Genomic DNA, 26,983 nt, shown 5'->3' with positions numbered 1-26,983 from the left:
CACCTCATGAGCGAATCTCTGTGGCGAGACGAACGGGCCATCGAAGGACTGCCGATTCGACTGGTCATCGCGCTTGTCGTCGGCGTCGCCTGCCTGAGCGTGATGATGAGCACTATCTCGGGCATCGAGACGTTGCAGGTCACGGAAGTCGACGTGCAACCTCACCCGGAGGTGACGACGCCCGGAGAGCGCGAGGTGACCGTCACCGTCGTCGACCCGGAGGGTGCGCCCGTCTCCGGGGCCACCGTCGTCGCCAAGAGCGGGACGGCGACGCTCGATAGCGTGGCGACGGCCGAGACGGGGGCGGCGGGCAACGCCACCCTCTCCCTGTCGCCGTCGCTGGGGGCGAACCAGCAGGAGGGAACCGTGGTGTTCGACGTGAAACCGCCCGCGAGCAGCAGCTATCAGGACAGTCGGTCGAACACGGACCTGCTCGTGGTCGGCAGTTAGTCCCAGTCTATCCAGTCCTGTTCCCATCCGGTGCGGGACTGGGCGTTCCGTCGGGCGTGTTCCTGGTCCTCGCGGCGGGTCCGGTTGCGCTCGACGGTGTCGGCCTGCTCGCCCTCGACGAGCATCGGCCGGAACGCGACGCTGCCGAGACGCTGCGTCTCGCCGTCGGCGTCGACGGTGGCCAGCGTCTGCTGGCTGGCACCCAGTGGCATCACCATCCGGCCGTCGTCGGCCAGTTGTGCCAGCAGGGCACGCGGCGGTTCGATAGCGGCGGCTTCCAGCAGAATCCGGTCGTAGGGGGCGTACTCGGGGAGGCCGTCGGCACCGTCCCGCCGGTCGACGAGGACCTCCTCGTAGCCCGCCTTCGCGAGGTTCTGCCGGGCGTCGATGACGAGCCGCCGGGTGATGTCGATGGCCTGTACGTTGGCGGCGCCGACCCGTTCGGCGAGGACGGCGGCGGTGTAGCCGATGCCGGCGCCGACGACGAGGACGTCGTCGTCTTCTTCGGGGGCCAGTGCTTCGAGCAGTCGAGCCACGGTACTCGGCGAGAGCACGCGGGTCCCGAGTCGCTCGAACGGTCGGTCGGAGTAGGCCTGTTGCTCGCCGACGAACGCCTCGCGCGGGACCGCACGCATCGCTGCCGACAGCCACGCGCTCTGGACGACACCCTTGCTGTCGTGTTGCAGGCTGTCGACCATGTCGCCGCGCAGTACCGCAGGGTCCATATCCGAGATTCCGGCCGGAACTATATGAATGACGCGCCCCGCGAGTCCGCCGCGGTACCGTCGGCTTACTGCAACCGGACGAACCGCACGGCACCGTGTGTCTCGCGGGCCAGCGACCCGTCGGGGCGCCGGCGGACACGGACCAGCGTCTGTCGGCGCCGGCCACCGAGCGGTGCGAGCAACAACCCACCGGGGCGGACCTGTTCGACGACGGCGCTCGGGAACGCCGAGGCCGCACACGTCAGGTACGCGCGGTCGTAGGGCGCGTGGTCGGGCCAGCCCCGTTTCCCGTCGCCCGCGCGGACTGAGACGTCGCCGTACCCCGTCGCTCCGAGCGTCGCCTGCGCTCGCTCGGCCAGTTCGTCGTGGTACTCGACGGTGTAGACGTCGGCCGAACCGACGAGTTCGGCGGTGACGGCGGCGTGGTAGCCACACCCGGTCCCGATTTCGAGGACGCGGTCGCCTCGCTGGAGGTCGAGCAGTTCCGCCATGATGGCCACCATGTGGGGCGCAGAAATCGTCTGGTCTCGGCCTATCGGGAGTGGCCGGTCGCGGTAGGCGTCGGTCCGGTACTCCTCGGGCACGAACCGGTGTCGCGGGACCGCTTCCATCGCCGAGAGCACCCGCTCGTCGTCGATTCGCCCCTCTCGGAGGCGGTCGACCAGCGCGGTGCGGGCGCGCTCCCAGTCGGGCATCCTACCAGGCGGACCAGGCCGTCGAGGACTCGTCGCGAACGTACAACCGGTTGATGTCTTTCGCCACTGCGCTGTCGCCGTCGAAGTCCATCTTCTCGTGGTCGTAGCCGTGGGCGTCGTCGCGGACGTGGATGCCCTCGACGGTGAACTCCTCGTCGCCGAACGTCTCGGTCTCGCCGACGACGAACTCGAAGTCGCCGGGCACCTGCAGTTTGAAGCTCTCGGTCTCGTCGTGGCGCCCGTCTTTCGGGTGCATCGTGACGTTGACCGCGACGTTCCCCACCGCGCGGGACCAGATGGTCTCGACGGCCTCGACCGAGGCTTCCTCTTCGCGACCCTCGTCGGTTTCCAGACTCGTGATGCGGACGGTCAGGACGGCTTCCTCGGTCTCCAGTAAGAACTCCTCGCCGACGGCGAGGTCGGCGTCCTCGGGGACGTCGACCTGTGCGGTGAACGATTCGCCGTCTTGGGAGACGACGACGTCTCGCTGGAGCGTGGTCTCCTCGGGCAACTGTTCCTTGTGGACGTGGTCGCAGTCGGTACAGCGGACGGTGACGTGACCACCGGGCTTGAGCACCTCGTGGACGGTCTCTAAGTCCGGCGAGCAGGCCGGACAGGGGAGCGCGACGCGCTCTCCGGGTGTCGCTTCGGTCATACGCCTGCCTTGACGGCCCGGGCCTAAATGGTCGTCGCCACGGCTCTCGTCGTGGTTCTCCGTCGCACGGACGGGCCGCCGGCCCGAGTGCTCACTCGCCCCGCGGCAGGTTCACTGCCGCGCCGTCCTCGCGGCTCACTCCGTTCACGGGTCGCTACGCTCGCCGCTCACATTCGAGGCGACTCACTACGCTCGCCGCCTCGCTTTCACCGCTCAGACTGTGGGAGGTCTACGACCTCACTGTCCGCGTACACGGTCGGTTCCGTCAGGATGCCGTCCAGATGGATAGGGGCGTGGGTGTCGCCGCCGATGGCGTGGTCGTCGCCGATGGCGATGTGGACGGTTCCCCCTGCCTTCTCGTCCAGCAGGACGGATCCGACGAGGTCCGTGACGGCGACGTTGGTGCCGATGCCCAGTTCGGCGAGGTTGTAGGCGTCCCGGCCCACCTCCTCGGCGGCCGTCTCGACCTCCGCACGGATGTCGGGGTCGTCGATATCCGTGACGTAGCCGTCCTCGACCTCGAAGCGGAGTTCGCGACCGTCGAGTTTGCCGTGGGGGCGCATCGTCCCGTCGACGACGAAGGTGCCGTCGGCCGTCTCCGGGGCGAGGAACACCTCGCCCGCCGGGAGGTTCGACATCTCGCCGGGTTCGTGGACGATGCCCGTGTCGAGGTTCCACTCACGAGAGCCGACGCCGAAGGTGATGTCCGTGCCCTGCGGTGAGGTGACCCGAACCTCGGCGGCGTCGGCGACCTGTGCGAGGACGTCCTCGCAGTGCTGCCGGATGGCCTCGTAGTCGGCGTCTAACCCCATCAAGAACACGCCCTCGCTGATACCCGGGAGCGTGGCGATGCGGGCGCCGGCGGCGTTGGCCTCGCTTCGGGCCTCGGTGTGGCTCAGGCTCTTGGTCGTGGGCGCCAACACCACGTCGGCACTCCGCATCGCGCCGGCGACGGGTTCGGGCGGTTCCTCGCCGTGCTGATTCCCCGGTGGGTAGCGCAAAAAGACGGTGTCGTCGGTGATCTCGGCGGCGACCCGATACAGGGCCTCGCCGATGGCTTTGCACCCGTCGTCGGTGACGACGGCACACGACTCGTCGGACTGGAGGTTCATGCACTGCTTGACGGCCGTCTCCGCCGGGGCGCGAAGGGAGGAGTTGTCCATACAGACGCCTCGGCCCGGCCGGGATTAACTCTTGGTGGAAATCCGGGGGTGGACGAACGTCGAAACGACTCCATGTGTGGTGGTAACAGGGTGCGATAGTACAACTATCCGAGTTAATTTCTATCATCATTAACCGCAAAGAATATCCTCTCGCCACGTGAACGGTCGTCCATGCTCCACGTGGGCATCAACGGCTTTGGCACAATCGGCAAACGGGTCGCTGACGCGGTCCGTGTCCAGCCGGACATGACGGTGGCGGGCGTCTCCAAACGCTCCCCGAACTTCGAGGCAACTATCGCACACGACCGCGGATACGACCTCTATGCCGCCGGTGACGACGGCAGAGTGCCGTTCGACGCCGCCGGTCTCGACACCGCCGGCACGGTTCACGACCTCGTCGAGGTCAGCGACGTCGTCGTCGATACGACGCCGGGCGGCGTCGGCGCGACGAACGCCAGTCTCTACGAGGAACACGATACGCCGGCCATCTTCCAGGGCGGGGAGGACCCCGACGTCGCCGACGTGAGTTTCGTCGCTCGTGCCAACTACGACGACGCGGTCGGCGCCGACAGCGCCCGCGTGGTCTCTTGTAACACCACGGGACTCTCACGTCTCTTCGCTCCCCTAGAGGAGTCCTACGGCATCGAGAAGGCACGAATCACGCTCGTCCGGCGGGGTGGTGACCCCGGACAGACGAGCCGCGGCCCCATCAACGACACACTGCCAGACCCCGTCGAGATACCCTCTCACCACGGCCCGGACGTCCAGACGGTGTTCCCCGACCTCGACATCGATACGATGGGAATGAAGGTGCCGACCACACAGATGCACACCCACAGCGTCAACGTCACGCTGGAGTCGACGCCGTCGGCCGAGGCGGTCCGTGACCTGCTGGGCCGGGAGTCGCGCCTGTTTCTCATCCCGGAGACGCTGGGCATCGACGGCGCCGGCAAACTCAAAGAGTACACTCGCGACGCCGGCCGCCCGCGCGGCGACGTCTGGGAGAACTGCATCTGGGCCGAGTCGGTCACCGTCGAGGACAACGACCTCTACCTGTTCCAGGCTATCCACCAGGAGGCCGACGTGGTCCCGGAGAACATCGACGCGGTGCGCGCCCTCTCGGAACGGACCGCCAGCGCCCGACAGAGCATCGACCGGACCAACGACGCACTCGGCGTCGGCCGCGGACTCGTCGAACACGAGGGGAACGCCCCCCGAAGCACCGCCGACGACTGACCGACCGGTCGCCGGTCAGCCCAGTTCGTGGAACGTCAGGTCGCCACTCGCCGTATCCAACGTCGCCACCGAGAACGGCTCCGGTGCCGGCGGGATGGCGATGCCGCCGGGGTTGATTCGTACCGTCCCCTCGTACTCCTCTGATCCGGCCTCGTGCGTGTGGCCGTGACAGACGTAGTCGTAGGTCCCACACTCGACGAGGGCGTCGACGATGGCTCCGCTGGTGCCGTGATACACCGCGAACTCCGCGCCGTCGAGCGTCAGTTCGCCCATCTCCCCGAGGTAGGTGCCGAAGCCGTCGACGGTCGATTCGAGTGCCCACTCGCCGTCGTTGTTCCCGCGGACGGCGTAGAACGTCCAGTCGCCGTCGAACGGCGTCGCCGAGAACGGCGCGACGAAGTCGCCGCAGTGAATCACCGTCTCGACGCCCGCTTCGGTGAACGTCTCGACGGCCGCCTCGACCAGTCCGGTGTTGTCGTGCGTATCGGAGACGATGCCGACCTGCATGGCCGGCCGTTCTGCGGGCGGCCACAAGAACGTATCCTCTCGTCCCGCGAGGCTTTTGTCCCGCAGGAGCGAACCCCAGTCAATGGCACAGGGTATCCTCGACACGCTGGGACTGATGGCCATCGTCGTGCTGGCGATTCCGGTCGGCCTGTTCGGCGTCGAGCACCTCGTCCGGGGCGAGATGGTCGCCGGCGTCGTCTACCTCGGCATCGCCGTCGGGATGGTCGTCATAGAGCAGTACCTCACGACGCCGACGGACCTCCCGGGCATGGTCGCCGAGAAGACGGTCGGTGCCGTCGTCAAGACCGAGGACCCGACCGAGGAGGACTAGCGCTCCGACCGCCAGCGGTCGGGGTCGTCTGCGGCGAGATATTCGGTCAGCAGCGAGGGGAAACTCCGGCCCTTGAGGTATCGTAGCCCGAAGTCCTCCGCCCAGTTGATGATGCCTTGGTCCTCCGTGACGACGCCCGCGTCCAGTTCTTTCGCAAGCATCAGGAGGTCGAAGTCCTCGCGGGAGTCGAGCACACCCTGCCGGAGCGTGTCGCGGTACTCGTCCCGGAGGTCGGAGATGACCTTGTCCACCTCCGTCATGTGGTCGTGTTCCTCGACCGTCTCGGCGCGGGACTCTTCGGCTTTCCGGACGGCTTTCTCGGAGACGCGCAGGCCACGGTCGACCCGGTCGGACATCTCGTCGATGAACTTATAGACGAGGTCCGCCGGAATCATCACTTCGTGGTGGGCCGGCGACTTCGTGATGACCCACGTATCGAGTTTCGTCAGTACGTCGCCGCTGACGTCGCGGTTCTCCAGCATCCCCGTCAACTCCGCCTTGATGGAGGGCGGCATGTAACAGGAGATGTTGTGAATCTGTTTCGCCGCCGCGACGAGTTCCAGCAGGTCCCGACACGCCGCCTCGACGTCCTGGTCCGGTCCCCGTATCTCCGTGGTGAGAAACAGCGAGGTGTCCAGTACGAACCGCTGCTTGAGCGGACGGTCGGCCATAGCGGCGCTACGGCGCCTGTACACTAATGTCTGCTGTCGAGGGTCGCCTCGCCCGATAGGTTTAGTCGTTGTGTGAACAACTCCCATGCATGGTCCGGGACTGGTCGTCGGTGTTCGACCTCGGCGACACCGACCACGAAGACCTGCTGGAGCACTTCGACCGGGCGTGGTTTCAGGGGAACGAGTACCGATACCTCTCTGATGCGCGCCACGGCGTCGAACGCGGGACCGCCATCCTCGACGACGTCGTCGTCAGGGGGTACCCCTCGATGCCGCGAGCGCTCGTCCTCGAACCGGCCGTCCACGAGGTGTTCGACGGACCGGTCGCCGTCGAGGAGAAACTCAACGGTTACAACGTCCGGGTCGCCCGCGTCGACGGGGACTTGCTGGCGTTCACCCGGAGCGGGTTCGTCTGTCCGTACACGACCCGCAAGGTAGCGACGACGCTCGACGCCGACGGCTTCTTCGAGGACTACCCGGAGTACATGCTGTGTGGCGAACTCGTCGGCCCGGAGAACCCCTACACCGAACACGACTACCCGGAAGTCGACGAGGCGGCCTTCTACGTCTTCGGCATTCGCCACCGGGAGACGAGCGACCCGATGCCCGTCGCCCGCCGGCGAGAGTGCTGCGTCGACTACGACCTCGACCCGGTTCGCCACTACGGGACGTTCACGCCCGCGGCGGCCGTCTCGACGGCGAAAGAAACCATCCGCGACCTCGACGCCCGCGGCCGGGAGGGCGTCGTCCTCAAGTCCACCGACGGCCGGCGCGCGCTGAAGTACACCACCAGCGCCATCCACCGCGCCGACCTCGAACACGCCTTCGCGCTCCCGTTCGACTACGGCCGAGACTTCATCTTCACCCGCGTGATCCGGGAGGCGTTTCAGGCCGTCGAGTTCGATGACCCGCCGGACCGAGTCCGCGAGCGGGCCCGGAAACTCGGCGAAGCAATCCTGTTACCGGCCGTCGAGACGGTGCGGGCCGTCGACGCCGACGACCCGGTCGGGGAGACCCACACCGTCAGAGCCGACCCCGAGGTAGTCGAGGCGCTGCTGTCGTACTTTCGCGATAAGGGACTGGAACTGGCCGTCGAACGCGACCGGACCGAGGACGGCGAGCGCGTGGTCACGTTCACGAAGGTCGCGCGGTCGACCCGCGACAAGACGGCGTACTACCTCTCGGGCGGGACGATTGACGAGTGACTCGGGCGCGTTACCGCCGGCAGTCGCCGACGGTCCGTATCGTGTCGCGTCCAGAAAGTCCGTGTTCGCGGCCCGCGTCGCGGTCCCAGCGGAGTTCTGCCGTCTCGCTATCGTCGTCGAACCCAGCCTCGGCCGTTCGGAACTGTAACACGAGGTCCATCGACCCGTCCTCGTTCACGTCGTCGGTGTGAGACCGGACGGGCGTCGCACCGTCGCCGTCTGCGACCGCCTCGGGCGCACCGAAACGGTAGCGAACGTCCTCGATCGTCGGGTCGAACTCCTCGGTCTGGTAGACGACGACAGCGGTGACGCCGTTGCTCTCGGGGTTGATCGGACTCTCCTCGGAGTCGGGTTTCACCTCGACGTCGAGTTCGCGTGGGAAGTGCGCCAGCGCACCGCCGGTCGCCGCTGTGAGTCCGGCGGTCGCAGCGGCGAGACCGGCAGTCGCTCTGAGGACGGTTCGTCGGTCGGGCATAGGGTTCGTCATGCAGTCGTCCGGTACCGAGAGTGACGGGAAACGGATTCTGGTACGGTGGACGAACACGTTCGACGGGCGTACCACAATGACCGACTGCGACGGTCCGGCGCGTCCGGTACTGTGGGAAATCTCCTGTCTCTGTCAGTCCGCGACGATGGCCTCGCCGGCCTCGTCCAGCAGTTCGTCGATGGAGCGCTCGCTCGGTTCGTTCTCCAGAAGGACGTCGATGGGGAGGGTCGGTGCGCCGTCGACGAGGTTCTCCATCAGGACCAGTCGTTCGCGGGCCCGGGACATCCCGACGTAGAACACGCGCCGTTCGTTGTCGGTCAGCGTCGGCACCGGACTCGTGTGCTTGGTGAACTCCTCGACGCCGGGCACTTCGATGCCCTTCTGGTCGACTGTCGCGGCCATCTGCTCGACCACTTTCTCGGTCAGGTCCGTCGCGACGAACACGTGGTCGGCCTCACGACCCTTCGCGGAGTGGATGGTGCCCAGACGCACGCGGTCGGGGTCCATCCCGCGGTACTCGCCATTGAAGTAGGCGTTGACGGTACGCTCCTGGAAGTTCGTAACCTTCCGGAGCATGTCGCCCGCCGAGGCGGCGTCGGGGACGAACGGGACGTGGTCGGTGACGACCGTGTGGTCGATTTCGATCTCGGCGATGTCCTCGGAGTCGCTGTCCTCCTCGATGTCTTCGAGGGCGTCGAAGAAGTCATCGCGCTCCCCGGTGCCGAAGGCGGAGTCGACGAGCATGTCGGCCAATCGACGGGCCTCAAGCACCGAGAGCGTCTCCTCGTTCTCGACGGCCTCGACGGCGCTGACGTACTGGCTGAGGCGGTCGGTCCACATCCGCTGGTCGGTCAGACACGAGAAGGGGATCCCGTCGCCGATGAACTCGTCGATGAACTGGAACATCTGGTAGCGCGCCCGAAAGAGTACCATCACCGTCTCGTCGGACTGATCGACGGTACCGGTGACGTTGCGTGCGAGGTCGTACATCGATGGGTTCTGGACGGCCTCGACGCGACCGCCCTCTTTGCGCGGATTCAGGTCCTTCTCCTGGCGCTTCTCGATGTGGCGCACCTCGCGGTTGACGACGTTGAGGATGCGCGAGGGGAGGCGATAGGAGTTCGGTAGAATCTCGTCCTGCGTGACGTCCTCTTCGAGCAGGAGGTCCGGGTCCGCGCCCTGCCACGCGTAGACGACCTGGTCGTCGTCGCCGGCGATGAGTACCCGCTTCATGTGGGGCTTCCACTCCTCGTAGACGTCGTACTGCAGGGTCGTGATGTCCTGGAACTCGTCGATGATGAGGTAGTCGACGTTCGGGAGCAGGGAGCGCTGGGCGACCCGTTCGAGCATGTCGGCGAAGCCGGTGAGGTCGTTGTCGCCCTTGAACGTCCGCCAGCCACGGATGGCGCTGGGGACGTCCACCCGGTCGTCGTCGGTGGGCCACGTCGGCGTGTACTTGTTCCCGGTCTGGGCGTTGTCGTCGATTTCGGGCGGGAGGCGGACCTCCTCGTCGTCCCACTTGAAGGGGACGTCGTACCAGTCGGCCACGTCGCGGCGGGTCCGCTGGAGCCACTGACTCGTGGCGATAATCTTGTTGCCGAGTGTCGTCGACCGGGCCGAGCGCCGCCGCGACCCCTCGTACTCGTCCTCGTACTCGATACCGAACTGCTCGCAGAAGTCTTCCTTGTCGTCCTCGCCGACGACGTCGCCCCGCGAGAGGTTCAGCAGTTCGTACGCCTTCGCGTGCATCGTACAGACGTTTCCGCGTAGCGCCCGCGGCGTCAGGTCGAGTCGCTCGGCGAGACGCTCCCGTATCTCTGCGGCCGCGGCCCGGGTGTACGAGACCACCAGCACGTCACGAAAGTCCACGTCGTCGTCTTCCAGCAGTTCCTCGACGCGGTCCAGCAGTGCCGTCGTCTTCCCGCTACCGGGCCCACCGAACAGGCGGACAACCTCGGTGGTCGAATCGGTCATTGCACCTATACTAGTTCCCCGCACCAATAAACGACGTGCTTTAGAGAAACGGGGAGTCGTCGACCCGAAGCACTACCGATACAGCGAGACGTACAGCATCGCGAACCCGATGATGAAGGGGATGGTCTCGGCCATCTGGAAGAACACCCGCAGGAGTGCCCCCACCTCGCCGGCGCTCAACTGGGTGATGACACTGGAGATGGCGACGCCCATGCTGATGAACGCGAACCCGACGAACGCGTACTGCAGGCGCTCGGACGGTCGCTTCCGGTAGGCCTGAAAACTGATGAGCGTGATACCGAGCGTCAGGCCGAACACGACCATCCGCATCAACACGAGCGCTCCACGCGCGATTGCGACGCCGTCGGCCATCGTTTCAGTTCCGTCCGTTCATGTCGTCACTCGGGGTTCAGTTCGTCCCACAACTGGCTGAATCGGTCGGGGAGGTTCTCCTCGCGGTAGATGCGCACCTTGTACTCTTCGTCTTCCAGTGAGATGACCGTCGACTCGAAGTTGGACTCGTACACCTTGTAGTGGTTCCCGTCCTCGGCGACCAGCGTGTGGTCCGTGACGAGGTCGTACTCGTCTAACAGTTCGATGCGGCGGTACACCGTCGGCAACGAGAGGTCGCACTCTTCGGCGAGTTCCTTGGCCGAATGCGGTTCGCGGCTGATAGCGGCCAACACCCGTCGTGCGTGCTGGTCACCGATTGTGTCCAGAACCTCCTCGATGCTCTTGTCCTCTGCCACTATGAATGAGTTCTCATCCGGTCATATAAGCGTTTTCGAGACCGGGGGTTGTTTCAGAATCGGAAAACGCTGATGGGTTTATATGGCCACAGAGGCACTACGCACTGATGCGGATCGCGTTCAGGTAAAACGATGTCCGGAGACAACCTCCGTCGCGTGGCGACGGGCAAGACGATGGGTGACCGACCAGACGAGCGACTGACCCCCCTCGGAGGATCGGGTGACCCACGAGCGAACGACACCGCCAGTCGTGACGCCATCCCGGAGTCGCTGTTGACTTCGGTCATCGACGACGTTACTGATGGAGACCTCGCCGTCGACGACGGCATGGTGACCCAGAGCCTGGACGAGATTCTGCTCGCGCTGATAGCGTTGTCCGACGACGAGACGCACGGGACCGGTCTCATGGAGGAACTGTCACGTCTGTTCGACGCGCAGTTGAGTCCGGGCACCGTGTACCCGCGTCTGCACGACCTCGAAGCCGATGACACGCTCACGGTACACGAGCTCGTACAGACCAAGCAGTACTCGATAAACGACACCGCCGCAGCGGAATCGCAAATCGAGGCCGCGGCGTACAGGCATCTCCTGATCGGGATGTTCCTGCACGCGTCGCTGGACGCGCTGTAATCGCTCTCGTCTACCCCTCTTTGGCGTCGACGAGGCTGACGACTGACCCCCGTCGGCCGTCCTCGACGCTCGGGCGACGAACGCCGCTGGTCGACGACTGACCCCCGTCGGCCGGTGGCCATTTCTCGCTCTCTTGCTGCCTGACTCACCACCGACAGCGCATCCGCTCTGTCGTCACGAACGCGAAAAAACGAACCGCCGCGGAACCGCCCTCAGTTTACTGGTGTCCAGCCACACACCGAGCACTCGCTCGCGGCCGACTCGTGAAGGCCGCCACAGTCCGGACACTGCTTCTTGTTGTAGTTTTCCTCCCAGCCCGTCTCCTCGACGTCGTGGCCTCGCTGGGAGAGGAATTCGTCGAACATGTCGTCTCCACTCGGTGCGGTCGCCATACATGCTATGGTATAGCACATCAGTATTTAGAGCTACCGATATTGAGAAACGTTGCCGCACAACACGATATGTGTAGCCCACTCTGTCGTATCGAACTGCGGCCCCTCGATTTCCGCCGCCGACGACCGACTCGACGTCGAGAACAGCAGTGTCCCGCGGTCCTGGCGATTGTAGATCGCTGACACCGACCGGCCACAGGCAGTTCGTCGCTCGCACACCGACGCAGTGCCGTACTCGTCGAACGCGACACCCGGGTTCGTTTGCCGTCTCTCGTCGCTCGGCGGTCTCCGACTCCTCGCTGGCGACTGCCACCCGATACCCCTCGATAGTCGCTGCAATCGTCGTGTCGTACGACATCCCACTCCGAATCTTCGACGCCTTCGACCGTCGCGAACGACTTGACTCTCTTAGCGGTGATTTCAGTCGCGACGCCGTAACGAGTTCGTGATAACGACGACACACCAAATCGATTCGGCCGATGACGTTCTGGCCTCGCTTGTAGAAGCTGTGTCGGCTCAAAACCCTGCGAACTCTGGATGGGCCCTGCCGGGGAGTATCCAGAATGTACCGGGCTGTCAGCCAACCGTTTGTAGCAAGGTGCAGAGCTAACGCAGGCGATTTGATCGGGACCGTTTCTGCCTTCGCCAATTGACCATGTCAGATCTTGACCCACTCGACCCGGCAACGGCCAAGCAGATGTACCTCGACGATCGGCGGAATGAGCTCGCCGATGCAACGATACAGTCTCACGGCTACCGCCTCACGCAGTTCGTCGACTGGTGTGAACTGGACGGAATCGAGAACCTAAACGAACTCTCTGGTCGCGACATCCACCGCTTTCGCGTCGATCGGCGTAACGAAGATGATCTCGCGAGGGCGACGATGAAAGGCCAACTCGCGACCTTGCGGATCTTCCTTCGCTTTTGCGTGAGTATAGACGGCGTCGAGCCCGGACTAGACGAAAAGATCATCCTTCCGCGGACGACGGCGGAGGATGCCCGCGACGAGCTCGTCAGCGCCGACCGCGCACAGGAGATCCTCGAACACTTAGACCGGTACCGATACGCCACCCTGGAACACGCACTGCTTTCAGTCCTCTGGCACACCGGCCTGCGGATCGGCGCCGCCACCGGCCTTGACGTTGAGGACTATGATCCCGACGAACAGTGTCTGAACCTGGTTCATAGGCCGGACACTGGAACAACGTTGAAGAATAAGGGGAACAGCGAGCGCTTCGTGGCTCTGTCTGAGCGAGTCTGTCGTATTCTGGACGATTGGCTCACAGTGAACCATCCAGGCCTCATCGACAATCACGGGCGATCGCCGCTGTTCGCCACACGACGTGACAGACTTAGCAAGAATCGTGCGCGCTCGATCGCGTACCAGTACACCCCCCCTGCGTATACGCGAACGAGTGTCCTCATGACCGCGTCGAAGAGACTTGCGAGGCTAGGCCGACCGAGCGGGCCTACGCTTGTCCGTCGGCACTTAGTCCTCATCCGTTCCGACGCGGCGCGATAACGTACCACCTCCAGCAGGACACGCCGGAAAAGGTCGTAAGTGATCGGATGGATGTTGGGATGGACGTGCTGGAACGCCACTATGATCAGCGGTCGGCAAAGGAGAAGCTCCGACAGCGACGTCAATACCTACCGTAAACTGTTGTTTTGGAAGTATATTCAAGGGGGGATACGGAAAATAATCTGTTTCCGCAGAATTGGAACCTCGACTCACCTAAGAGGGTTAGCTACTGCAATTTAATTGCAGGCCGATAGTTTTTGGCCCTGTCAGTCGTATCCAGAACGGGGGTTTGGATCATGGGTAACGAATTTGTCTGTTGGCCGAACAGGAACGCGAGGCCGACTGGCCCTGCCATGAACAGATGTATTGTTGATGTGTTGGAGAGTTCGTTTAGGGAATCTCGGAGTCCCCTGCTGAAACATAGTTGTCGCTTGAGTCGCCGTCGAACTCCACGAGAACACCACCGTCGGCGGGACCATCCATGCCCGCGGCGAGATGATGATGCACACCGACGAGGTCATCGACCCGACGAGACGGCCGAAGCGATGGCCGAGGCCGCCGAGGAACTGGAAGCTGACGAGGAGAGCGACGAGGACGTGGTCGACGAAGAAGAGCCCGACGCCGCCGCACCCGAGCGGATGGAGGCCGACGACAACGCCATCGAGACGCCCGACTGACACTCAGGTCGCGTTTACTACCGACATCACCCACCCGTCGTCGCGGTCGCCGTACTCACCGATTGCGACGTAGTGGCCGTCCTCACTCGCGAGGCCAACCGGTTCGATTTCGCGGTCAGGAGCTATACCGTATTTGGTGCTCGACTGTACCCCACCATCTGGTCCGATAGCAGTTATCCAGATTCCTTCGTCACCTTCGCTGGCAAGAAGATACCCACTACTGCCGTTTGGTTCCAGAACGTCGAGTTCTATACCTGGCTCCTCGTACGTCCTCGTCCACTGCTCTTGCCGATTATGGTCGAGAGCGCGCACACGAACTTCGTTTTTCCGCGTACCCCACAACACGTACCCCGCCGGCGTCGGTAAAGCACGGCTGAACGTTTCGGGATTCACTCGCCATTCCTTCGCTCCGTCAGGTCCGAACTGCTGCATTACGTATCCACCCCTGATTTCGGACCCGTAGAGGAACCAGCTGCCGTCGTGTGTCCGTCGGACAGATTTGGTTGAGAGGGATTCGTAGTCTTTCTTCCACTGCACCGGACCCCCGGAGCCTTCGAACGCTCTGATGTACGTTTCGGCGCCTTCGGGGTGTTGGATAGTCCACGCGCACAAGTGGTTCCCATCGGCAAGCTCCAGAAACCATACGTTGTGGGCACCTTGCGTTGGTGCGTCGAATCCACGTTTCCATTCGAGTTCCCCCCGAGAATCCGTTTTGACGACGCCGACATCAGAGGTGTCGGCCTGTGGAATGCCGCCAAAGAGATATCCTCCATCCGACGCCACGTTCACGGTGACTCCACCCCGACCGGCCACCCAGTCCGAGAAGATTCGAGACCATTCGACGTCTAGATCGGTATCGAACGCGACGAGCCAGAGAGCCTCGTCTAAAGAGCCGGCACACAGAATCCCACCATCAGTCACGACGACATCCGAGAAGACACCTGTCAATTGACTCCCCTCGCGGTCAGACAGATCCTTCGTCCGAACGAGATGAGTCGGTGCGTTACCGTCCGGTGTTTCCGTCTCTGTCGGTGTCCCCGTCTCCGTCGACGTGTCGGATTCCGTTTGAGAAGATGCTTCGGTAGATGCTATTGAAGATTTATTCTGGCCCTCTGTCAGTTCGCTGTTTGGGTCCCCCGCAGGCGGTTGAAAATTGTTGCAACCAGCGACTACAGTTGTAGTAATGGCTCCAACGCTACCCAGGAATTTACGGCGTGAGGGGGGATCTGACATCTTTTGGTACACTAAGTTCCTGGCCGATAATAACCAACCGATTCTCAGTGATATTGGAAATTAGCCGATCCAGGCCCGCTATGTCCAAAAATCATTGGCTCAAAACCATGCAGACTCTGGATGGGCCCTGCCGGATTTGAACCAGCGCTCAATCGGTTATGAGCCGATCGCTTTAACCAGACTAAGCTAAGGGCCCTCGTGGGTCGTTTCTCGGTTCCGCGTCTTTAGCCTGTCGGGTCCGTGTCGGTCGGTTCGTGGCTCGTCGACGTCGGCGCGACACGCGTGGCTTGCGACGCGTTTCACCTGGTAACACTGAAGAAGGGGACGCCACCGCCAGGGCTCGAACCTGGGACAACCTGGGTAACAACCAGGTGCTCTACCAACTGAGCTACGGCGGCTTGTTCGCATGCATCGATTGACGGAGTTGTTAAATAGGGCTTTCGTTTCCGAACGCCATCGACACGCTTTCACGCACTCTGTGAGTACCGGTGGGCATGAGCGACGAGTTCGACGCCGTCGTCGAGCGGGTCCACGAGCGGGTCTCGCCCGACGCCGAGGAGCGCGAGCGGTTACAGCAGGCCGCCGAGACGGTGATGGAGCGGGCGAGAGACACTATCGCCGACCTCCCCGTCTCGGCCGAGGTGATACAGGTCGGATCGACGGCCAGAGGGACGTGGACCGCCGGGGACCGCGACGTCGACGTGTTCGTCGCGTTCCCGCCGGACCTGCCACGGGAGACGCTGGAGGAGTACGGACTGGAAGTGGGCCACGCCGTCCTCCCCGAGGGCCGGGAGGAGTACGCCGAACACCCCTACGTCGTCGGCGAGTGTGACGGCTACGACGTCGACCTCGTCCCGTGTTACGCCGTCGAGGACGCCACGGCCATCCAGTCCGCCGTCGACCGGACGCCGTTCCACACCCGGTACCTCGACTCGCGACTGGACGACGCCCTCGCCGGGGACGTACGGATCACCAAGCAGTTCCTGAAGGGCATCGGCGTCTACGGGAGCGACCTCCGTACCCGTGGATTCTCGGGCTATCTGACCGAACTGCTGGTGCTGGAGTACGGCGGCTTCCGCGAGTTCGTCGAGGCGGCCGCGGACTGGCACCCGCCGGTCACGTTCGATCCGGAGGACCACGGCACCGTCTCGTTCGACGACCCGCTCGTCGTCGTCGACCCGACGGACCCCGAGCGCAACGTCGCCGCGGTCTGTTCGGCGACGAACGTGGCGCGGTTCCAGCACTACGCGCGGGACCTCCTCGCGAACCCCCGAATCGGCCTGTTCGAGGCCAGCGAGCCCGACCCGTACGACGCCGACACAGTGGCTGTAGCCATCGAACGCCGCGGGACGACGCCGGTAGCCCTTCGGTTCGACGCGCCCGACGTGGTCGAGGACCAACTCTGGCCACAGCTACGGAAGTCACTCGGCGGCCTCACGGACGAACTCGACCGGCGGGGGTTCGACGTGCTTCGCTCGGCGGCCTTCGCCGCGGACGGTGTGGACGCCGAGGCAAGCACGGACATGCCGTCGGACGCGACCGGTGACGCCGTCCTGCTGGCGGAACTCGCCGTCGCCGAACGCCCGGCTATCGAGCGCCACGACGGGCCGCCGGTCCACGTCCGCGAGCACGCGACGGGGTTCTACGAGGCGTACGAAGACGACCCCGAGGTGGCCGGCCCATTCGTCGACGGCGAGCGCTACGTGGTAGAGCGACCGCGGGCGGTGACGACGGCGGCGGAATTCCTCCACAGCGACGCGCTGTTGGACGTGCGACTCGGGCCGCACGTCGAGTCGGCGCTCGACGCGGGCTACGACGTGCTGGTCGGCGAGGAGATTACCGAACTAGCCGACGCTTTCGGCGTGGAACTGGCCGACTACTTCGACCCGAAGCCCTGAGCGGCGACCTCGTCGAGGACGTCGCGGGCGTCCTCGCTCACGTCGTCGTCGGGTTCCATCGGCCGGTAGCCGTCGAACACCTCGTGGACAGTCGTCACCGAGTCGGAGAGCGTATCGAGGCCGTAGCCGCCTTCGAGGACGAAGCTCAGGCCGGCGTTACAGTCCTCGGCGAGCGTTCGCATCCGCTGTGTCATAGCGCCGTACCCCTCCGTCGTCACGCGCATCCGTGAGATGGGGTCGTGCTCGTGGGCGTCGAAGCCGGCGGAGACGACGAGCAGGTGGTCGTAGTCGGCGATGGCCGGCGCGATGGCCTCGTCGATGGCCGCGAGGTAGTCGGCGGTGTCCGCGCCGGGCTGGTACTTGACGTTGAGATTGGTATCGGCACCGTCGTCCTCACCGGTCTCGTCGATGGCCCCGGTCCCGGGGTAGAGGCCGTCCTCGTGAATGGAGGCGTAGAACACGTCGCCACGGTCGTAGAAGATGTCCTGCGTGCCGTTGCCGTGGTGGACGTCCCAATCGAAGATGGCGACGCGGTCGGCGTCGCGTTCGAGGGCGGCCTGTGCGGCGACGGCGGCGTTGTTGATGAAACAAAAGCCCATCGCGTCGTCGTAGACGGCGTGGTGGCCCGGCGGCCGGCCGAGCGCGAAGGGGGTGTCGCGGGCCGAGACGCCGTCCATCGCCGTCTCGGCGGCCCAGACCGCGAGTCCCGCGGAGGCTACCGCGGCGTCCCACGTCGCCTCGACGGCGACGGTGTCGGCGTCCCAGTTCCCCCCGCCGTCGTCGCAGAACTCGCGGAACTCCGCTATGTAGTCGGGGTCGTGGACGCCGTGGACCAACTCCAGGTCGACGTCGCCGGCGGCGACGTACTCGACGCCGTGGCGTTCCTTGAGTGCGCGTCTGACCGCCCGGAGTCGGTCGGGACTCTCGGGATGGCGCGGGCCGGTGTCGTGGTCTAGACAGACCTCGCGGTAGCCGAAGTTCATTCAGTAGTACTGGCCGAGTTCGAAGTAGGTCTCGATGTCTGCCGCCTTGACTGTACGGCGGTCTGCGTGACGGGCCAGCGTCGCCGCGGCGGCGGCCACGTCGTCGGCGAACGCTTCGAGGATGTTCGCGAGGGCGACGCGTGCGTCCATCGCGACGCGGTAGTCGTCGGCGATGTCGAGGCGCGCGATGCGGTCGACCGGGGCAACCGGGAGTTCCAGACTGTCCTTGTCCGGAACGTGGTTCACCCCGAAGTCAGCGGGCATCAGCGTCTTCCGGCCGTCAGCAGTCGCCTCCTCTGCGGCGGCGACCGCAAGCGACGCTCCTCGTTTCTGAATCCGACGAGCCAGTTCCTCTGCCGCGTCGGCACTGACCCGCAACCCGTCCGCGTTCCGTCGGATGACGGCGTCCACCGGCGCGAACGGTAGCTCGACGCTCATACCCACAAGCGAGAGTGTTGCGGCCTTAAGGGTTTCCGTAGCGGCGCTCCCCCGCTCAGAACACGTCGTCGGCGTCGAGACGACCGTCGTCCATGACTCCGCGTACCGTGATCTCCTGTCCCAGTTGGACGCGTTCGTTCGTCTCGACGCTCATCGTCTCCTCGCCGTCGTCTAAGACGACCGGGTCGCCGGTCTGGACGACGGTGCCGGTGAACTCGACCTGTTCGGCGGCCTGTACCCCCCCGCTGTCATCGGTACCGCTGGCACTGCTGCCGGCCCCACTCGACGCGCCCCCGCTGTCGCCGTCGCCGGCGAACGAAGCGAGGCCGGCGTGTTCGTCGTCCCCGGACTGGGCGGGTGCGCTCCCGACGTTCGTCCCGTCGTCTAAGACCACGACCGTCGAGGCCCAGTTGGCGGAGGCTTCCTTGTCGTCCTGCCAGCCGTCCTGGATCTCTACGTCGGCGACCAGTATCTCGTCGCCCGGCGCGATGTCCTTGTCGGCCTTATCGCCCCACAGGGCCACCCGGATGTCGCCGGTGGCGTCTTGAACCCGGACGTTCCGGACCTGTCCCTCGCTGCCGTCGTCGCGGTCGAACGTGCGGACCGGGTCCGTCGAGCGGACGACGCCGGCGATGTCGACGGTGTCGCCGATTTCGACGCGCTCGATGGGGTCGGCGTCGGGTTCGAAGTCGACCGCCTCGTCTATCTCGTCGATGGCGCCCTCGTCGCCGACGTGCAGTTCGAGCGCCCCGTCACGTTCACGGACGTAGCCGTCGACGACTTCGACGGCAGTGCCGGGGGCCAGTTCCTCGGCGCGGTCGGCCCGGTCGTCCCACATCGTCACGCGGACGCGGCCGGTCTCGTCGCCCAGCGTGAGGTTCGAGACGCGTCCTTCGCTGCCGTCGTCGCGGTCGAAGGTGCGGATGCTGTCGGTGTCCAGCACGAGGCCACGCAGGCTCACGTCGGACTGGCCCATCGTCAGCGACTCGACGCTGGATCCGTCACCGGGTTCGACGTCGATGGTGGCGTCCTCGTCGGGTTCGGCCTTGTCGACGGAGACTTCGAGGCCGTTGTACCCCTCTTTGGGGCGACCTTTGACCCGGAGAACGTCGCCCACGTCGAGTGCGCCCTCGTCGATGTCGACGGCCTGTCCGTCCCAGAAGGCGAGGCGGATACTGGCCGTCTCGTCTGCGGCTTCGACGTTGATGACTCGGCCGTCCTCGTCCTCGCCGTCGCGTTCGAACGTCTTCAGGTCGCCGACTGCCATCACCTTCGCGAGGAACTTCACCTCGTCCATCCCCGGTTCGACGTCCGCGATGGTCTCGACTTCGCCTTCGTTGAGTTCGTGGGCCAGCAACATCGCGGCCGTCTCCTCGTCCGCGAGGCCGCCCATCTGTTCGACCTTCTCCTTGACGGCCTCGCGGAACTCCTCCTCGGAGACGTCCGTCTCTAAGTCCGCGTAAATGTCCTCTATCGCACCCATTGCTACAACTCCATGTCGGTCAATTCTAAATACGATTGGCCGATACACGAACCCATGACTGACCTACCCGACCGCGACTCGCCCCAAAACCTGTTACGACAGGCTCGGGCGAGTCTTGAGACTGCTCGTGATGAAGGACGCATTTCTGAAAATGAGTTTGGCGTCATAGCCCAAATAGTCAACGCATATGACGAGGACCGACCATCTACACCACTTCCCGATGGAGAATCACATCGGAGTGGGACGACGTTGAAAGCGTGGTGCAACCGATTACGGTTAGTTGCGGAACGGATGGACGTCGACCTCACCGACGCGACTGCAGACGACGTCGATCAATTTTGGGACGACATACTGAGTGGCGAACACCCTGATGTGAAAGACGATGGACTGTCTCCTAATACTGTCACGGGACAGCAGTCGACAGTTAGGGTGTTCTTCGAGTATCACGACCAACTTGCCGTAGAACCCGATGAGCTGTCTGTCATTGCTCCTGAAAAGAACAACGTGGATGAACGGGATGTCTACACAGGTGACGAGATAGACGCAATGCGGGACAGTATCGACCACCCACGGGACCGCTGTTTGTTCGATCTACTCGTCTACACGGGACAGCGGTTACGTGCTGTCCAAACACTCCGCATCAAGGATGTCGATTTGGACGACGGCACTTTCTATCTCAACAAAGACGCTGGTGGACTGAAAGGTGCAGATGGAAAAAGACCATTGCTCGGTGCAGAAGCGGGAGTCCGTGAATGGCTTGATGATCATCCAAACCCCGAATCAGACGCCTATCTCATCACACAGCGTCCTGACTATCGAGCAGATGCGGATGGAAGTGAACCGTTGACACAGAAATCCATACGTCGGATTCTCGACAGAATAGCAGACGACGCGGGTGTCGACAAGCCGTCTAATCCCCATAACTTCCGCCACTCCTTCGTCACAATTGCTAAGCGACAGTATGGAATGGACGACTCAACGATTAAAGGACTCATCGGTCATCGGCTTGAGTCCCGAGTTATGGAAGAAGTCTACTCACATCTCAAAGACGACGACCACGTTCGTGCCGCACAAGAAGCGACGGGAATCCGTGAACCAGATAACGAGAGTCCGTTGTCCCCCGACTTTTGCCCTACGTGTGATGAACCACTCCCCGACGCCGCGAAGGCTTGTCCCCGATGTGGGATTATGTTCACTCCTGATGCAAGAGAGGTGAGCGACAATATGGAAGACATGTTCTATGAGGGTCAACGAGAAGCAGACGACGAGGAAGAAAGTGAAGCAGTTGACGCCCTGAAACAAGCGTTGGACGACAACCCCGACCTTGCCGCTGAAGTACTTGAGCAATTGGCCGACACTGAATAGGAGGGTCGATTACGCGACTGCGTCGGTTGCGTCCGTCGATTCCGTCGTCGTGGCTGGCATATTCCGGAGTGGCTTCGGCACCCGATATAAACCTCCGCCCGACACGGGCTCTCTCATCGCTCGGCCGTCGTCACCTCGGTCGGGCCGTCGCCGTGGTCGTGGGTGACGACGACGCGACCGGGCAGGCCGCCCTCGAACTGCACCATCGCCTCGTAGTCGATTTCGACGATGGCCTGCGTACACGCGTCGCCGGCGTCGTCGCGGGCACCCGTCTCGACGGCGACGGTCAGTTCGTCGGCCGCGGCGTCGTAGTCTGCCCCCGCCAGCGCGGCGGTCTTACAGCCGTTGGCGCCCCAGATGGTCCCGTCGACGGTCACCGCGTCCGTCCCGAAGGTGACGCTGGCCTCGCTCACCTGCGTGCCAGACTCGCGTCGGGTGACGGTGAACTCGGTCCCGGTCACGCGCGGGTCTTCGTCTCCGGTCCCGTTGTCTGTTCCGCCGCCGTCGCCGGTTCCGGGGTCGCCACTGGACGCACAGCCGGCCAGCGCAACCGCACCGGCCGCGCCGAGTCGCCGAAGGAGGGCTCTGCGGTGCATACCCGGACAACTACCCGGTAACAGGAAGGTCCTTGTGGTGGTTCAAACCCGGCTTTGACCGTGGTGTGCTCTCCCGTCGCGCGGGGCCGTCGAACCGTCACCCTTTTCATACCGACCACCCTCCGTCAAGATGAGTCCGGATAGGGTAGTGGACTATCCTCTTGGCTTGCGGAGCCAGGGACCGGAGTTCAAATCTCCGTCCGGACGTTACCTTTCCGCGAACCAACTCTGCGAGCGACGGCCCTGTCGCTCGCACCCGTGAGCGGTTATGCGGACTGCGGAGATTTGAACACGACAGTCACAGCGCGAGTGAAGCGAGCGACCGTCTGTCACCTGTTCAAATCTCCGTCCGGACGTTCACTTCGTTCACGACCGGCGAGCGACAGTGTCGTCACGCCGTTTTTCCCGACCCGTCGCATATCACCGCGCATGGACGCTCATCTCCGGGCCGGCATCGCCGTCTACGACGCCGGTCGGTTCCACGCCGCCCACGACGCGTGGGAGGACTACTGGCTCGAACTGGACGCGGGGCGCGACGAGCGGTTCCTCCACGGCCTCATTCAGTTCACCGCCGTCGTCCACCACGGCCGGACCGAGAACTGGTCGGGCGCACAGGGCCTCGCGGAGAGCGCCGGCGAGTACCTCGCAGGCCTGCCCGCGGACTACCGCGGCGTGAACCTCGACGACGTGCGGCCGTTCCTCGCGCGTGCGGCCGAGGACATCGAGGCAGTCGACTGGGACCACCCGCCCGCGCTTCGCCACCACGGCGAGACGCTGGACTACGAGGCGCTGGACTTCGAGGCGACGGCCGTCGCCGCCGGTGTGCTGGCCGAGGCCGAGGGGTACGACGACGGCGTCGTCGCCGACGCCGTCGACTACGCCCGGGACGAACTGGACGACAGAGGAGAAGGGCGGTTCGTCGGCCTCCTGTTCTCGTTCGTCAGAGAGGGCGAGCATCGGCCGGTGGTGTACCACCGCCTGCGCGACCACGTCGAACGCGAACGGCAGAAAGACGACGACGTGCGGGGACTGTTCGACGAGCGATCGGGGTGAGCAGGTCGATTGCCGTCGCCACACGGCTGGACCCGGTCGATCACAGAACCAGCAATAACGCCGCTCAGACGTCCGGTTCGACGACCCGCTCGTCCCCTTCGAAGTGAGCGGAGTTGTCCCGCGGGGTGTAGCCCAGCGCCTCTTTGGCGCGTTCGAGGGAGTAGTACTTCCGGTCGTTGTCGGAGATGCCGTAGACGATTTCGAAGTCGTAGTCCGCTTCGAGCGCGCACTCGTGGATGTGGGCGCAGTCGGGGTAGGAGAGCCACATCGCCTGTCCGCGCTCGTAGTCGATGGGCGGGTGGCCTCGGGTCAGGTTGCCGATGCGGATGTTACACACGTCGATGCCGTATTCGTCGTGGTAGTAGCGGCCGAGTATCTCGCCGGTGGCCTTCGAGACGCCGTAGAGGTTGCCCGGGCGGGGGAACTCCGTCCCGTCGAGCAGGAAGTCGGCCTCCTCGCGGTACATCTCGGGGGTGCGGCGGTCGGTCTCGAACGCGCCGACGGCGTGGTTCGAGGAGGCGTAGACGAACTTCTCGACGCCCTCGTCGACGGCGGCCTCGTACATCTTCTGGGTGCCGTCGATGTTGTTCGCTAAGACCGAATCCCACGGGGCTTCGGGGCGGGGGTCGCCGGCGAGGTGGATGATGGCCCCGACGCCGTCGACGGCGGCCGCGACGTCCTCGTCGTCGGCGACGTCGCCGACGAGGAACTCGTGGGATGGCTCCTCGGCCGGCGGACTGTGGAACATGAGTTTCCACTCGTAGGCGTCCCCGATGCCTTCGAGGATGGCCTCCCCGACCGCGCCGCCCGCGCCTGTGAGTAGAACCGGGTCGTCCATTCGTATACGAGGGATAGACAGCGCACAATAGGTAGCTTGCGGTTCCGTTATGTGCCGGTAGACCGACCAATGGGTATGGACCCGACAACGCCGCAGGTCGCCTGTTTCGAGGCCGGCATCAAGTTCGGCTCGCTGTATCACCAGTTCGCCGGCACGCCCGTGAGCCCCGATAGCGCCGATTCGCTGGCGGCGGCGATCGAAGAGGCCATCGAGAACCAACCACACTGCGAGTCGGTCACCGTCGAGGTCCGCGAGGCTCCGCTTCGCGAAGCCATCGCGGCGGCCGGCGCCGACTACACGGAACTGACCGGGCGGTTCCTCGACGTCTCGATGGTCATCGACTACGAGGGCTGTGTCGTCGAGACGAGCATGGCGATGGAGGACGGCTACCCGCTGATGCAGGTCGATTCGGTCAGCGAGTGACGCTGCCGTTCGGTCGGTGCCGTCACGCTTTCCCTCCGAAAATTTTACCCACGCTGGTCGTGCAGGTCCGGTGATGTCCCTCCACGCGATAGACAACATCGACGACGCTATCGACGCCACGCAGGCGTTCCTGTTCCCGTTCGACCTGCGCACGTGGCTCAAACTCGCGTTCGTCGCCTTCTTCGTCGCCGGTGGCGGTGGTGCCCTGAATCTGGTCCGGAGCATGAACAGTTTCAACAACTTCGATCAGGGGGCGTCGCCGACTGGCCCGTCTGGCACCGAGAGCGAGTTCGCACTCACGGGCACGCTCGACGTCTTCCCGTCGCTCGTCGGTGGGACGGTTTCACAGGTCACTCAGCCCGGACCGGACCTCCCGTCGGGCGGTGCCGAGGCGCTGGCGGGCCTCGGCGTACTCGTCATCGTCGCTATCGTCGCTATCGTCCTCTTCGCACTGGTCGTCGGCGTACTGAGCAACTTCATGGAGTTCGTCTTCGTCCAGTCGCTCGCCGAACAGGAGGTCCACGTCCGACGGTACTTCGGCGACAACGTCGGCAACGGCGTCCAGTTGCTCGCGTTTCGGTTCGTCTTCGGTCTCCTCGCTGGCGCCGCCTCGGTCGGTCTGTTCCTGCTGTTCTTCCTCGTCGCTGCTGGTGGCGAGATGGCCGACCTCGGCCCGCAGTTGCTAGCGGCGTCGTCGACGCTCTTGATCGTCGGGTTCCTCGGGTTCGCCCTCGTCACCGGGACTATCAACGGCTTCACCACCGTGTTCGTCGTCCCGTTGATGCTACAGGGCGACCACGGAATCATCACCGGGTGGCAACGCCTCTTCTCATCGCTCCGCGAGCAACCGAAGCAGTACCTCGCCTACCTCTTTTTCTCGGTCGTCCTCGGCATCGGCGTCAATATCGTCTCCGGGTTCGCTCTCCTCATCGGCGGCGGGTTGCTGGCGATACCGTTCGGCCTCGTCGCTGTCGCCCTGTGGTTCGCGCTCGGCGAGGGACTCGCCGCCGGTATCCTCGCTGGCATCGTCGTCGTCCTGTTCGTACTGACGCTTTTCGTCGTTGCCATGTTGGTCAAGGTACCGCTCGTCTCTTTCCTGCGCTACTACGCGATGTTGGTGCTCGGCGACATCGACGCCGACATGGACCCGATTCCGGACGTCCGCGCCGACGTCGAAGGCTGAGTGATACTGGTGGCTGTAACAAACTGAAGTACTTCGCCACCCCGGGGTGGCGAATATCGTTACGAACTTACAGCCACCAGTATGAGGACTTTCGGTTTTCGGTTCTCCCGTCCGCTCGCGTCTGTCGGTTTCACTTTCACTTTCAGGCGGGCTTTTAACCCCACACCACGTCAACTGGCAACCATGAGTCAGACCAGTCTGGACGACGACGAACTGTTCGGCGAGGCCGCAAACGAGATGCGAAGCGACGTCGAGGCCTCACTCGCCGAGGCCCGTACGGCCCTTCCCGAGGCAGACGCGGTGTGGGACGTCGAGGCCGACAACACGCTGGGCGTGCTCAACGCCCTGAAGACCGCACTCGACGTCGGTGACGCCGAGGACCACCTGCGCGATGCGAAGAAGTGGTACACGATGGGCGAACGCGCCGACGCCTTCGAGGACGCCGAGGACCTCGCCGAGGACATCGAGACTGTCGAGGACCTCATCGGCGACGTCGAGGACGCCCGCGAACAGGTCGGCGACCTCACCGCGACGATTCCGCAACTCCGCAGTACCCTCGAGGAGTTCGAGGAGAGCGAAGACGACGGAGCGGACGCCGACGCCGACGCCGACGCGGACGCCGACGCCGAGGAAGCCGAGGCCTGAACGCGCGGTGGTTCGCGCCAGCGGGTGCGTTCCGAGAAGCGCTTCGCTCGTCCCGTCCAGACCTCGTTTTCGAGTTTTTCAGGGGCCGTCGACGACGTCGACACTACCTGCCCGACGGCGGTCACCGTCGCCAGCGCTCCAGTACTGAGTGTCGAATCTGACGCCCGGTTCAGACGATGGAGTCCGGTCGCGTCGCGAAGTAGTTGAAGACGGCGCCCAGACCGATGCCGTAGACGACGTGGGCCGCTAGCGTCAACACGGCGTACAGCGCCAGCGTCAGGCCCGACTGGCCGGTGTAGAACGCGAGGACGAACCCGGTCCACATCGCCGCGCCGAAGAAGGCCCCGGAGACGGGGTCTGACTTGCCCGGCAGGTACTCTTTCAGCGAGGCGAACAGCAGCGGCCACGGGAACATCCCGCCGCCGAGGAAGATGATGTACCCGAACAGCACCTCGGGGACGTAGCCGGTCAGCCCCACGAGTTCGGTCAGGATGGCGAAATCCGAGAGGTTGAACGCGCCCAGCGACTGTGCGATGAGGAAGACGACGCTCATCATCGCCGTACCCACTAACCCACCGGCCGCACCGACGACGCCGTCGGCGAGGATGCCGCGTAGATTGTCGAACTCCTCGCTCTCCGCGACTGTCTCGTCGTTCACCGGGTCTTCGACCCCTGATGACGTATCTACCATGCGGTGTTGTACCATACCAATGAATAAAAAAGTTCGCGCACACGTTCGGGTCAGCAACCGCATATGTAAGACAGCTGTCCACAAT

30 protein-coding genes, 3 tRNA genes and 2 pseudogenes are annotated in these 26,983 nt (G+C 64.3%); 14 read left to right on the top strand and 21 right to left on the bottom strand.

The window, feature by feature from the left end:
* Positions 1–6: 6 nt before the first annotated feature.
* Complete coding sequence (locus IEY28_RS15235; protein ID WP_188999569.1) at positions 7–450, top strand: carboxypeptidase-like regulatory domain-containing protein; 444 nt, start codon at positions 7–9, stop codon at positions 448–450.
* Here the strand turns inward: IEY28_RS15235 and IEY28_RS15230 are convergent.
* The 4 genes from IEY28_RS15230 to IEY28_RS15215 form a co-directional block, all read right to left on the bottom strand.
* Positions 447–1,175, bottom strand: a complete 729-nt coding sequence (locus IEY28_RS15230) for a protein-L-isoaspartate O-methyltransferase family protein (protein WP_188999566.1) — start codon at positions 1,173–1,175, stop codon at positions 447–449. The genes IEY28_RS15235 and IEY28_RS15230 overlap by 4 nt on opposite strands.
* A gap of 65 nt (positions 1,176–1,240) precedes the next feature.
* Entirely contained in the window at positions 1,241–1,870 is a 630-nt protein-coding gene (locus IEY28_RS15225; RefSeq protein ID WP_188999560.1) for a protein-L-isoaspartate(D-aspartate) O-methyltransferase, read from the bottom strand.
* A gap of 1 nt (position 1,871) precedes the next feature.
* Positions 1,872–2,525, bottom strand: coding sequence for an HVO_0476 family zinc finger protein (locus IEY28_RS15220; protein WP_188999557.1), 654 nt, complete (start codon positions 2,523–2,525; stop codon positions 1,872–1,874).
* Between the two features lie 206 nt (positions 2,526–2,731).
* A complete protein-coding gene (locus IEY28_RS15215) occupies positions 2,732–3,688 on the bottom strand; it encodes an aminopeptidase (protein WP_188999554.1) in 957 nt (318 codons plus the stop codon).
* 171 nt (positions 3,689–3,859) lie between these two features.
* On the opposite strand from IEY28_RS15215, the gene IEY28_RS15210 reads away from it, so the two are divergent.
* The gene (locus IEY28_RS15210; RefSeq protein WP_188999551.1) at positions 3,860–4,924 is read left to right on the top strand and encodes a type II glyceraldehyde-3-phosphate dehydrogenase; all 1,065 of its coding nucleotides are present in this window, start codon (positions 3,860–3,862) and stop codon (positions 4,922–4,924) included.
* Between the two features lie 15 nt (positions 4,925–4,939).
* On the opposite strand, the gene IEY28_RS15205 is transcribed toward IEY28_RS15210, so the two are convergent.
* Entirely contained in the window at positions 4,940–5,431 is a 492-nt protein-coding gene (locus tag IEY28_RS15205) for a metallophosphoesterase (RefSeq protein ID WP_188999548.1), read from the bottom strand.
* A gap of 82 nt (positions 5,432–5,513) precedes the next feature.
* On the opposite strand from IEY28_RS15205, the gene IEY28_RS15200 reads away from it, so the two are divergent.
* Positions 5,514–5,762 (top strand): DUF7533 family protein, encoded by a 249-nt coding sequence (locus tag IEY28_RS15200; RefSeq protein ID WP_188999544.1) that lies wholly within the window; start codon positions 5,514–5,516, stop codon positions 5,760–5,762.
* Here IEY28_RS15200 and IEY28_RS15195 read toward each other — a convergent pair.
* Positions 5,759–6,433, bottom strand: a complete 675-nt coding sequence (locus IEY28_RS15195) for an RNA ligase partner protein (RefSeq protein WP_188999542.1) — start codon at positions 6,431–6,433, stop codon at positions 5,759–5,761. The genes IEY28_RS15200 and IEY28_RS15195 overlap by 4 nt on opposite strands.
* Positions 6,434–6,522: 89 nt before the next feature.
* Here IEY28_RS15195 and IEY28_RS15190 point away from each other — a divergent pair, with 89 nt between their 5' ends.
* A complete protein-coding gene (locus tag IEY28_RS15190) occupies positions 6,523–7,638 on the top strand; it encodes an RNA ligase (RefSeq protein WP_188999538.1) in 1,116 nt (371 codons plus the stop codon).
* Between the two features lie 10 nt (positions 7,639–7,648).
* Here IEY28_RS15190 and IEY28_RS15185 read toward each other — a convergent pair whose 3' ends face one another.
* The 4 genes from IEY28_RS15185 to IEY28_RS15170 form a co-directional block, all read right to left on the bottom strand.
* On the bottom strand, positions 7,649–8,113 hold the full coding sequence (locus IEY28_RS15185) for a hypothetical protein (protein ID WP_188999535.1): 465 nt from the start codon (positions 8,111–8,113) through the stop codon (positions 7,649–7,651).
* A gap of 144 nt (positions 8,114–8,257) precedes the next feature.
* Positions 8,258–10,099: a UvrD-helicase domain-containing protein gene (locus IEY28_RS15180; protein ID WP_188999532.1), complete on the bottom strand. Its 1,842-nt coding sequence runs from the start codon at positions 10,097–10,099 to the stop codon at positions 8,258–8,260.
* A gap of 72 nt (positions 10,100–10,171) precedes the next feature.
* Positions 10,172–10,471, bottom strand: coding sequence for a DUF7521 family protein (locus IEY28_RS15175; protein WP_166968030.1), 300 nt, complete (start codon positions 10,469–10,471; stop codon positions 10,172–10,174).
* A gap of 26 nt (positions 10,472–10,497) precedes the next feature.
* Complete coding sequence (locus IEY28_RS15170) at positions 10,498–10,848, bottom strand: ArsR/SmtB family transcription factor (RefSeq protein ID WP_166968032.1); 351 nt, start codon at positions 10,846–10,848, stop codon at positions 10,498–10,500.
* A gap of 132 nt (positions 10,849–10,980) precedes the next feature.
* On the opposite strand from IEY28_RS15170, the gene IEY28_RS15165 reads away from it, so the two are divergent.
* Complete coding sequence (locus IEY28_RS15165; RefSeq protein WP_188999529.1) at positions 10,981–11,478, top strand: PadR family transcriptional regulator; 498 nt, start codon at positions 10,981–10,983, stop codon at positions 11,476–11,478.
* Between the two features lie 212 nt (positions 11,479–11,690).
* Here IEY28_RS15165 and IEY28_RS15160 read toward each other — a convergent pair whose 3' ends face one another.
* Positions 11,691–11,870, bottom strand: a complete 180-nt coding sequence (locus tag IEY28_RS15160) for an HVO_0416 family zinc finger protein (RefSeq protein WP_166968036.1) — start codon at positions 11,868–11,870, stop codon at positions 11,691–11,693.
* A 655-nt stretch (positions 11,871–12,525) separates the two neighbouring features.
* On the opposite strand from IEY28_RS15160, the pseudogene IEY28_RS15155 reads away from it, so the two are divergent.
* Positions 12,526–13,529, top strand: a pseudogene (locus IEY28_RS15155) (tyrosine-type recombinase/integrase).
* A gap of 89 nt (positions 13,530–13,618) precedes the next feature.
* Here IEY28_RS15155 and IEY28_RS21025 read toward each other — a convergent pair.
* A pseudogene (locus tag IEY28_RS21025) lies at positions 13,619–13,798 on the bottom strand (SAVED domain-containing protein); the annotation flags it as partial.
* A gap of 139 nt (positions 13,799–13,937) precedes the next feature.
* On the opposite strand from IEY28_RS21025, the gene IEY28_RS21020 reads away from it, so the two are divergent.
* The gene (locus IEY28_RS21020; RefSeq protein WP_396275537.1) at positions 13,938–14,069 is read left to right on the top strand and encodes a hypothetical protein; all 132 of its coding nucleotides are present in this window, start codon (positions 13,938–13,940) and stop codon (positions 14,067–14,069) included.
* A 3-nt stretch (positions 14,070–14,072) separates the two neighbouring features.
* Here IEY28_RS21020 and IEY28_RS15140 read toward each other — a convergent pair whose 3' ends face one another.
* From IEY28_RS15140 to IEY28_RS15130, 3 genes are all read right to left on the bottom strand, one after another.
* Positions 14,073–15,017, bottom strand: a complete 945-nt coding sequence (locus IEY28_RS15140) for a hypothetical protein (RefSeq protein ID WP_188999526.1) — start codon at positions 15,015–15,017, stop codon at positions 14,073–14,075.
* Between the two features lie 406 nt (positions 15,018–15,423).
* Positions 15,424–15,498, bottom strand: a tRNA-Ile gene (locus tag IEY28_RS15135).
* Positions 15,499–15,627: 129 nt separating this feature from the next.
* Positions 15,628–15,700, bottom strand: a tRNA-Asn gene (locus tag IEY28_RS15130).
* A 96-nt stretch (positions 15,701–15,796) separates the two neighbouring features.
* Between IEY28_RS15130 and cca the strand changes: the two genes are divergently transcribed.
* On the top strand, positions 15,797–17,200 hold the full coding sequence (gene cca, locus IEY28_RS15125) for a CCA tRNA nucleotidyltransferase (RefSeq protein WP_188999523.1): 1,404 nt from the start codon (positions 15,797–15,799) through the stop codon (positions 17,198–17,200).
* On the opposite strand, the gene IEY28_RS15120 is transcribed toward cca, so the two are convergent.
* The 3 genes from IEY28_RS15120 to IEY28_RS15110 are packed head-to-tail and all read right to left on the bottom strand — an operon-like array spanning position 17,179 to position 20,104.
* The gene (locus IEY28_RS15120; protein WP_188999520.1) at positions 17,179–18,183 is read right to left on the bottom strand and encodes a histone deacetylase family protein; all 1,005 of its coding nucleotides are present in this window, start codon (positions 18,181–18,183) and stop codon (positions 17,179–17,181) included. The genes cca and IEY28_RS15120 overlap by 22 nt on opposite strands.
* Positions 18,184–18,621: a histone family protein gene (locus IEY28_RS20835; protein WP_166968042.1), complete on the bottom strand. Its 438-nt coding sequence runs from the start codon at positions 18,619–18,621 to the stop codon at positions 18,184–18,186.
* A 55-nt stretch (positions 18,622–18,676) separates the two neighbouring features.
* Positions 18,677–20,104 (bottom strand): single-stranded DNA binding protein, encoded by a 1,428-nt coding sequence (locus IEY28_RS15110; protein ID WP_188999518.1) that lies wholly within the window; start codon positions 20,102–20,104, stop codon positions 18,677–18,679.
* Positions 20,105–20,395: 291 nt separating this feature from the next.
* Between IEY28_RS15110 and IEY28_RS15105 the strand changes: the two genes are divergently transcribed.
* Complete coding sequence (locus tag IEY28_RS15105) at positions 20,396–21,469, top strand: site-specific integrase (protein WP_188999515.1); 1,074 nt, start codon at positions 20,396–20,398, stop codon at positions 21,467–21,469.
* Positions 21,470–21,582: 113 nt separating this feature from the next.
* Here the strand turns inward: IEY28_RS15105 and IEY28_RS15100 are convergent, their stop codons facing one another.
* Positions 21,583–22,065 (bottom strand): hypothetical protein, encoded by a 483-nt coding sequence (locus tag IEY28_RS15100; protein ID WP_188999512.1) that lies wholly within the window; start codon positions 22,063–22,065, stop codon positions 21,583–21,585.
* Between the two features lie 134 nt (positions 22,066–22,199).
* Between IEY28_RS15100 and IEY28_RS15095 the strand changes: the two genes are divergently transcribed.
* Together IEY28_RS15095 and IEY28_RS15090 are read left to right on the top strand one after the other, a co-directional pair.
* Positions 22,200–22,272: transfer RNA gene (locus tag IEY28_RS15095), tRNA-Arg, on the top strand.
* A 222-nt stretch (positions 22,273–22,494) separates the two neighbouring features.
* A complete protein-coding gene (locus IEY28_RS15090; protein ID WP_188999509.1) occupies positions 22,495–23,118 on the top strand; it encodes a DUF309 domain-containing protein in 624 nt (207 codons plus the stop codon).
* Positions 23,119–23,182: 64 nt separating this feature from the next.
* Here IEY28_RS15090 and azf read toward each other — a convergent pair whose 3' ends face one another.
* On the bottom strand, positions 23,183–23,956 hold the full coding sequence (gene azf / locus IEY28_RS15085; protein ID WP_188999506.1) for an NAD-dependent glucose-6-phosphate dehydrogenase Azf: 774 nt from the start codon (positions 23,954–23,956) through the stop codon (positions 23,183–23,185).
* Positions 23,957–24,031: 75 nt separating this feature from the next.
* Here azf and IEY28_RS15080 point away from each other — a divergent pair, with 75 nt between their 5' ends.
* The 3 genes from IEY28_RS15080 (at position 24,032) to IEY28_RS15070 (ending at position 26,207) form a co-directional block, all read left to right on the top strand.
* On the top strand, positions 24,032–24,379 hold the full coding sequence (locus IEY28_RS15080; RefSeq protein ID WP_188999503.1) for a dihydroneopterin aldolase family protein: 348 nt from the start codon (positions 24,032–24,034) through the stop codon (positions 24,377–24,379).
* Between the two features lie 73 nt (positions 24,380–24,452).
* Positions 24,453–25,562: a DUF7544 domain-containing protein gene (locus IEY28_RS15075; RefSeq protein ID WP_188999500.1), complete on the top strand. Its 1,110-nt coding sequence runs from the start codon at positions 24,453–24,455 to the stop codon at positions 25,560–25,562.
* A 183-nt stretch (positions 25,563–25,745) separates the two neighbouring features.
* Positions 25,746–26,207, top strand: a complete 462-nt coding sequence (locus tag IEY28_RS15070; protein ID WP_188999497.1) for a DUF5790 family protein — start codon at positions 25,746–25,748, stop codon at positions 26,205–26,207.
* Between the two features lie 169 nt (positions 26,208–26,376).
* Here the strand turns inward: IEY28_RS15070 and IEY28_RS15065 are convergent, their stop codons facing one another.
* Positions 26,377–26,898, bottom strand: a complete 522-nt coding sequence (locus IEY28_RS15065; RefSeq protein ID WP_188999494.1) for a DUF6789 family protein — start codon at positions 26,896–26,898, stop codon at positions 26,377–26,379.
* Positions 26,899–26,983: the final 85 nt, after the last annotated feature.

It is taken from the genome of Haloarcula pellucida, from assembly GCF_014647235.1.
Taxonomy (GTDB): Archaea; Halobacteriota; Halobacteria; order Halobacteriales; family Haloarculaceae; genus Haloarcula; species Haloarcula pellucida.
This window is presented reverse-complemented; position numbering and strand designations above follow the sequence as displayed.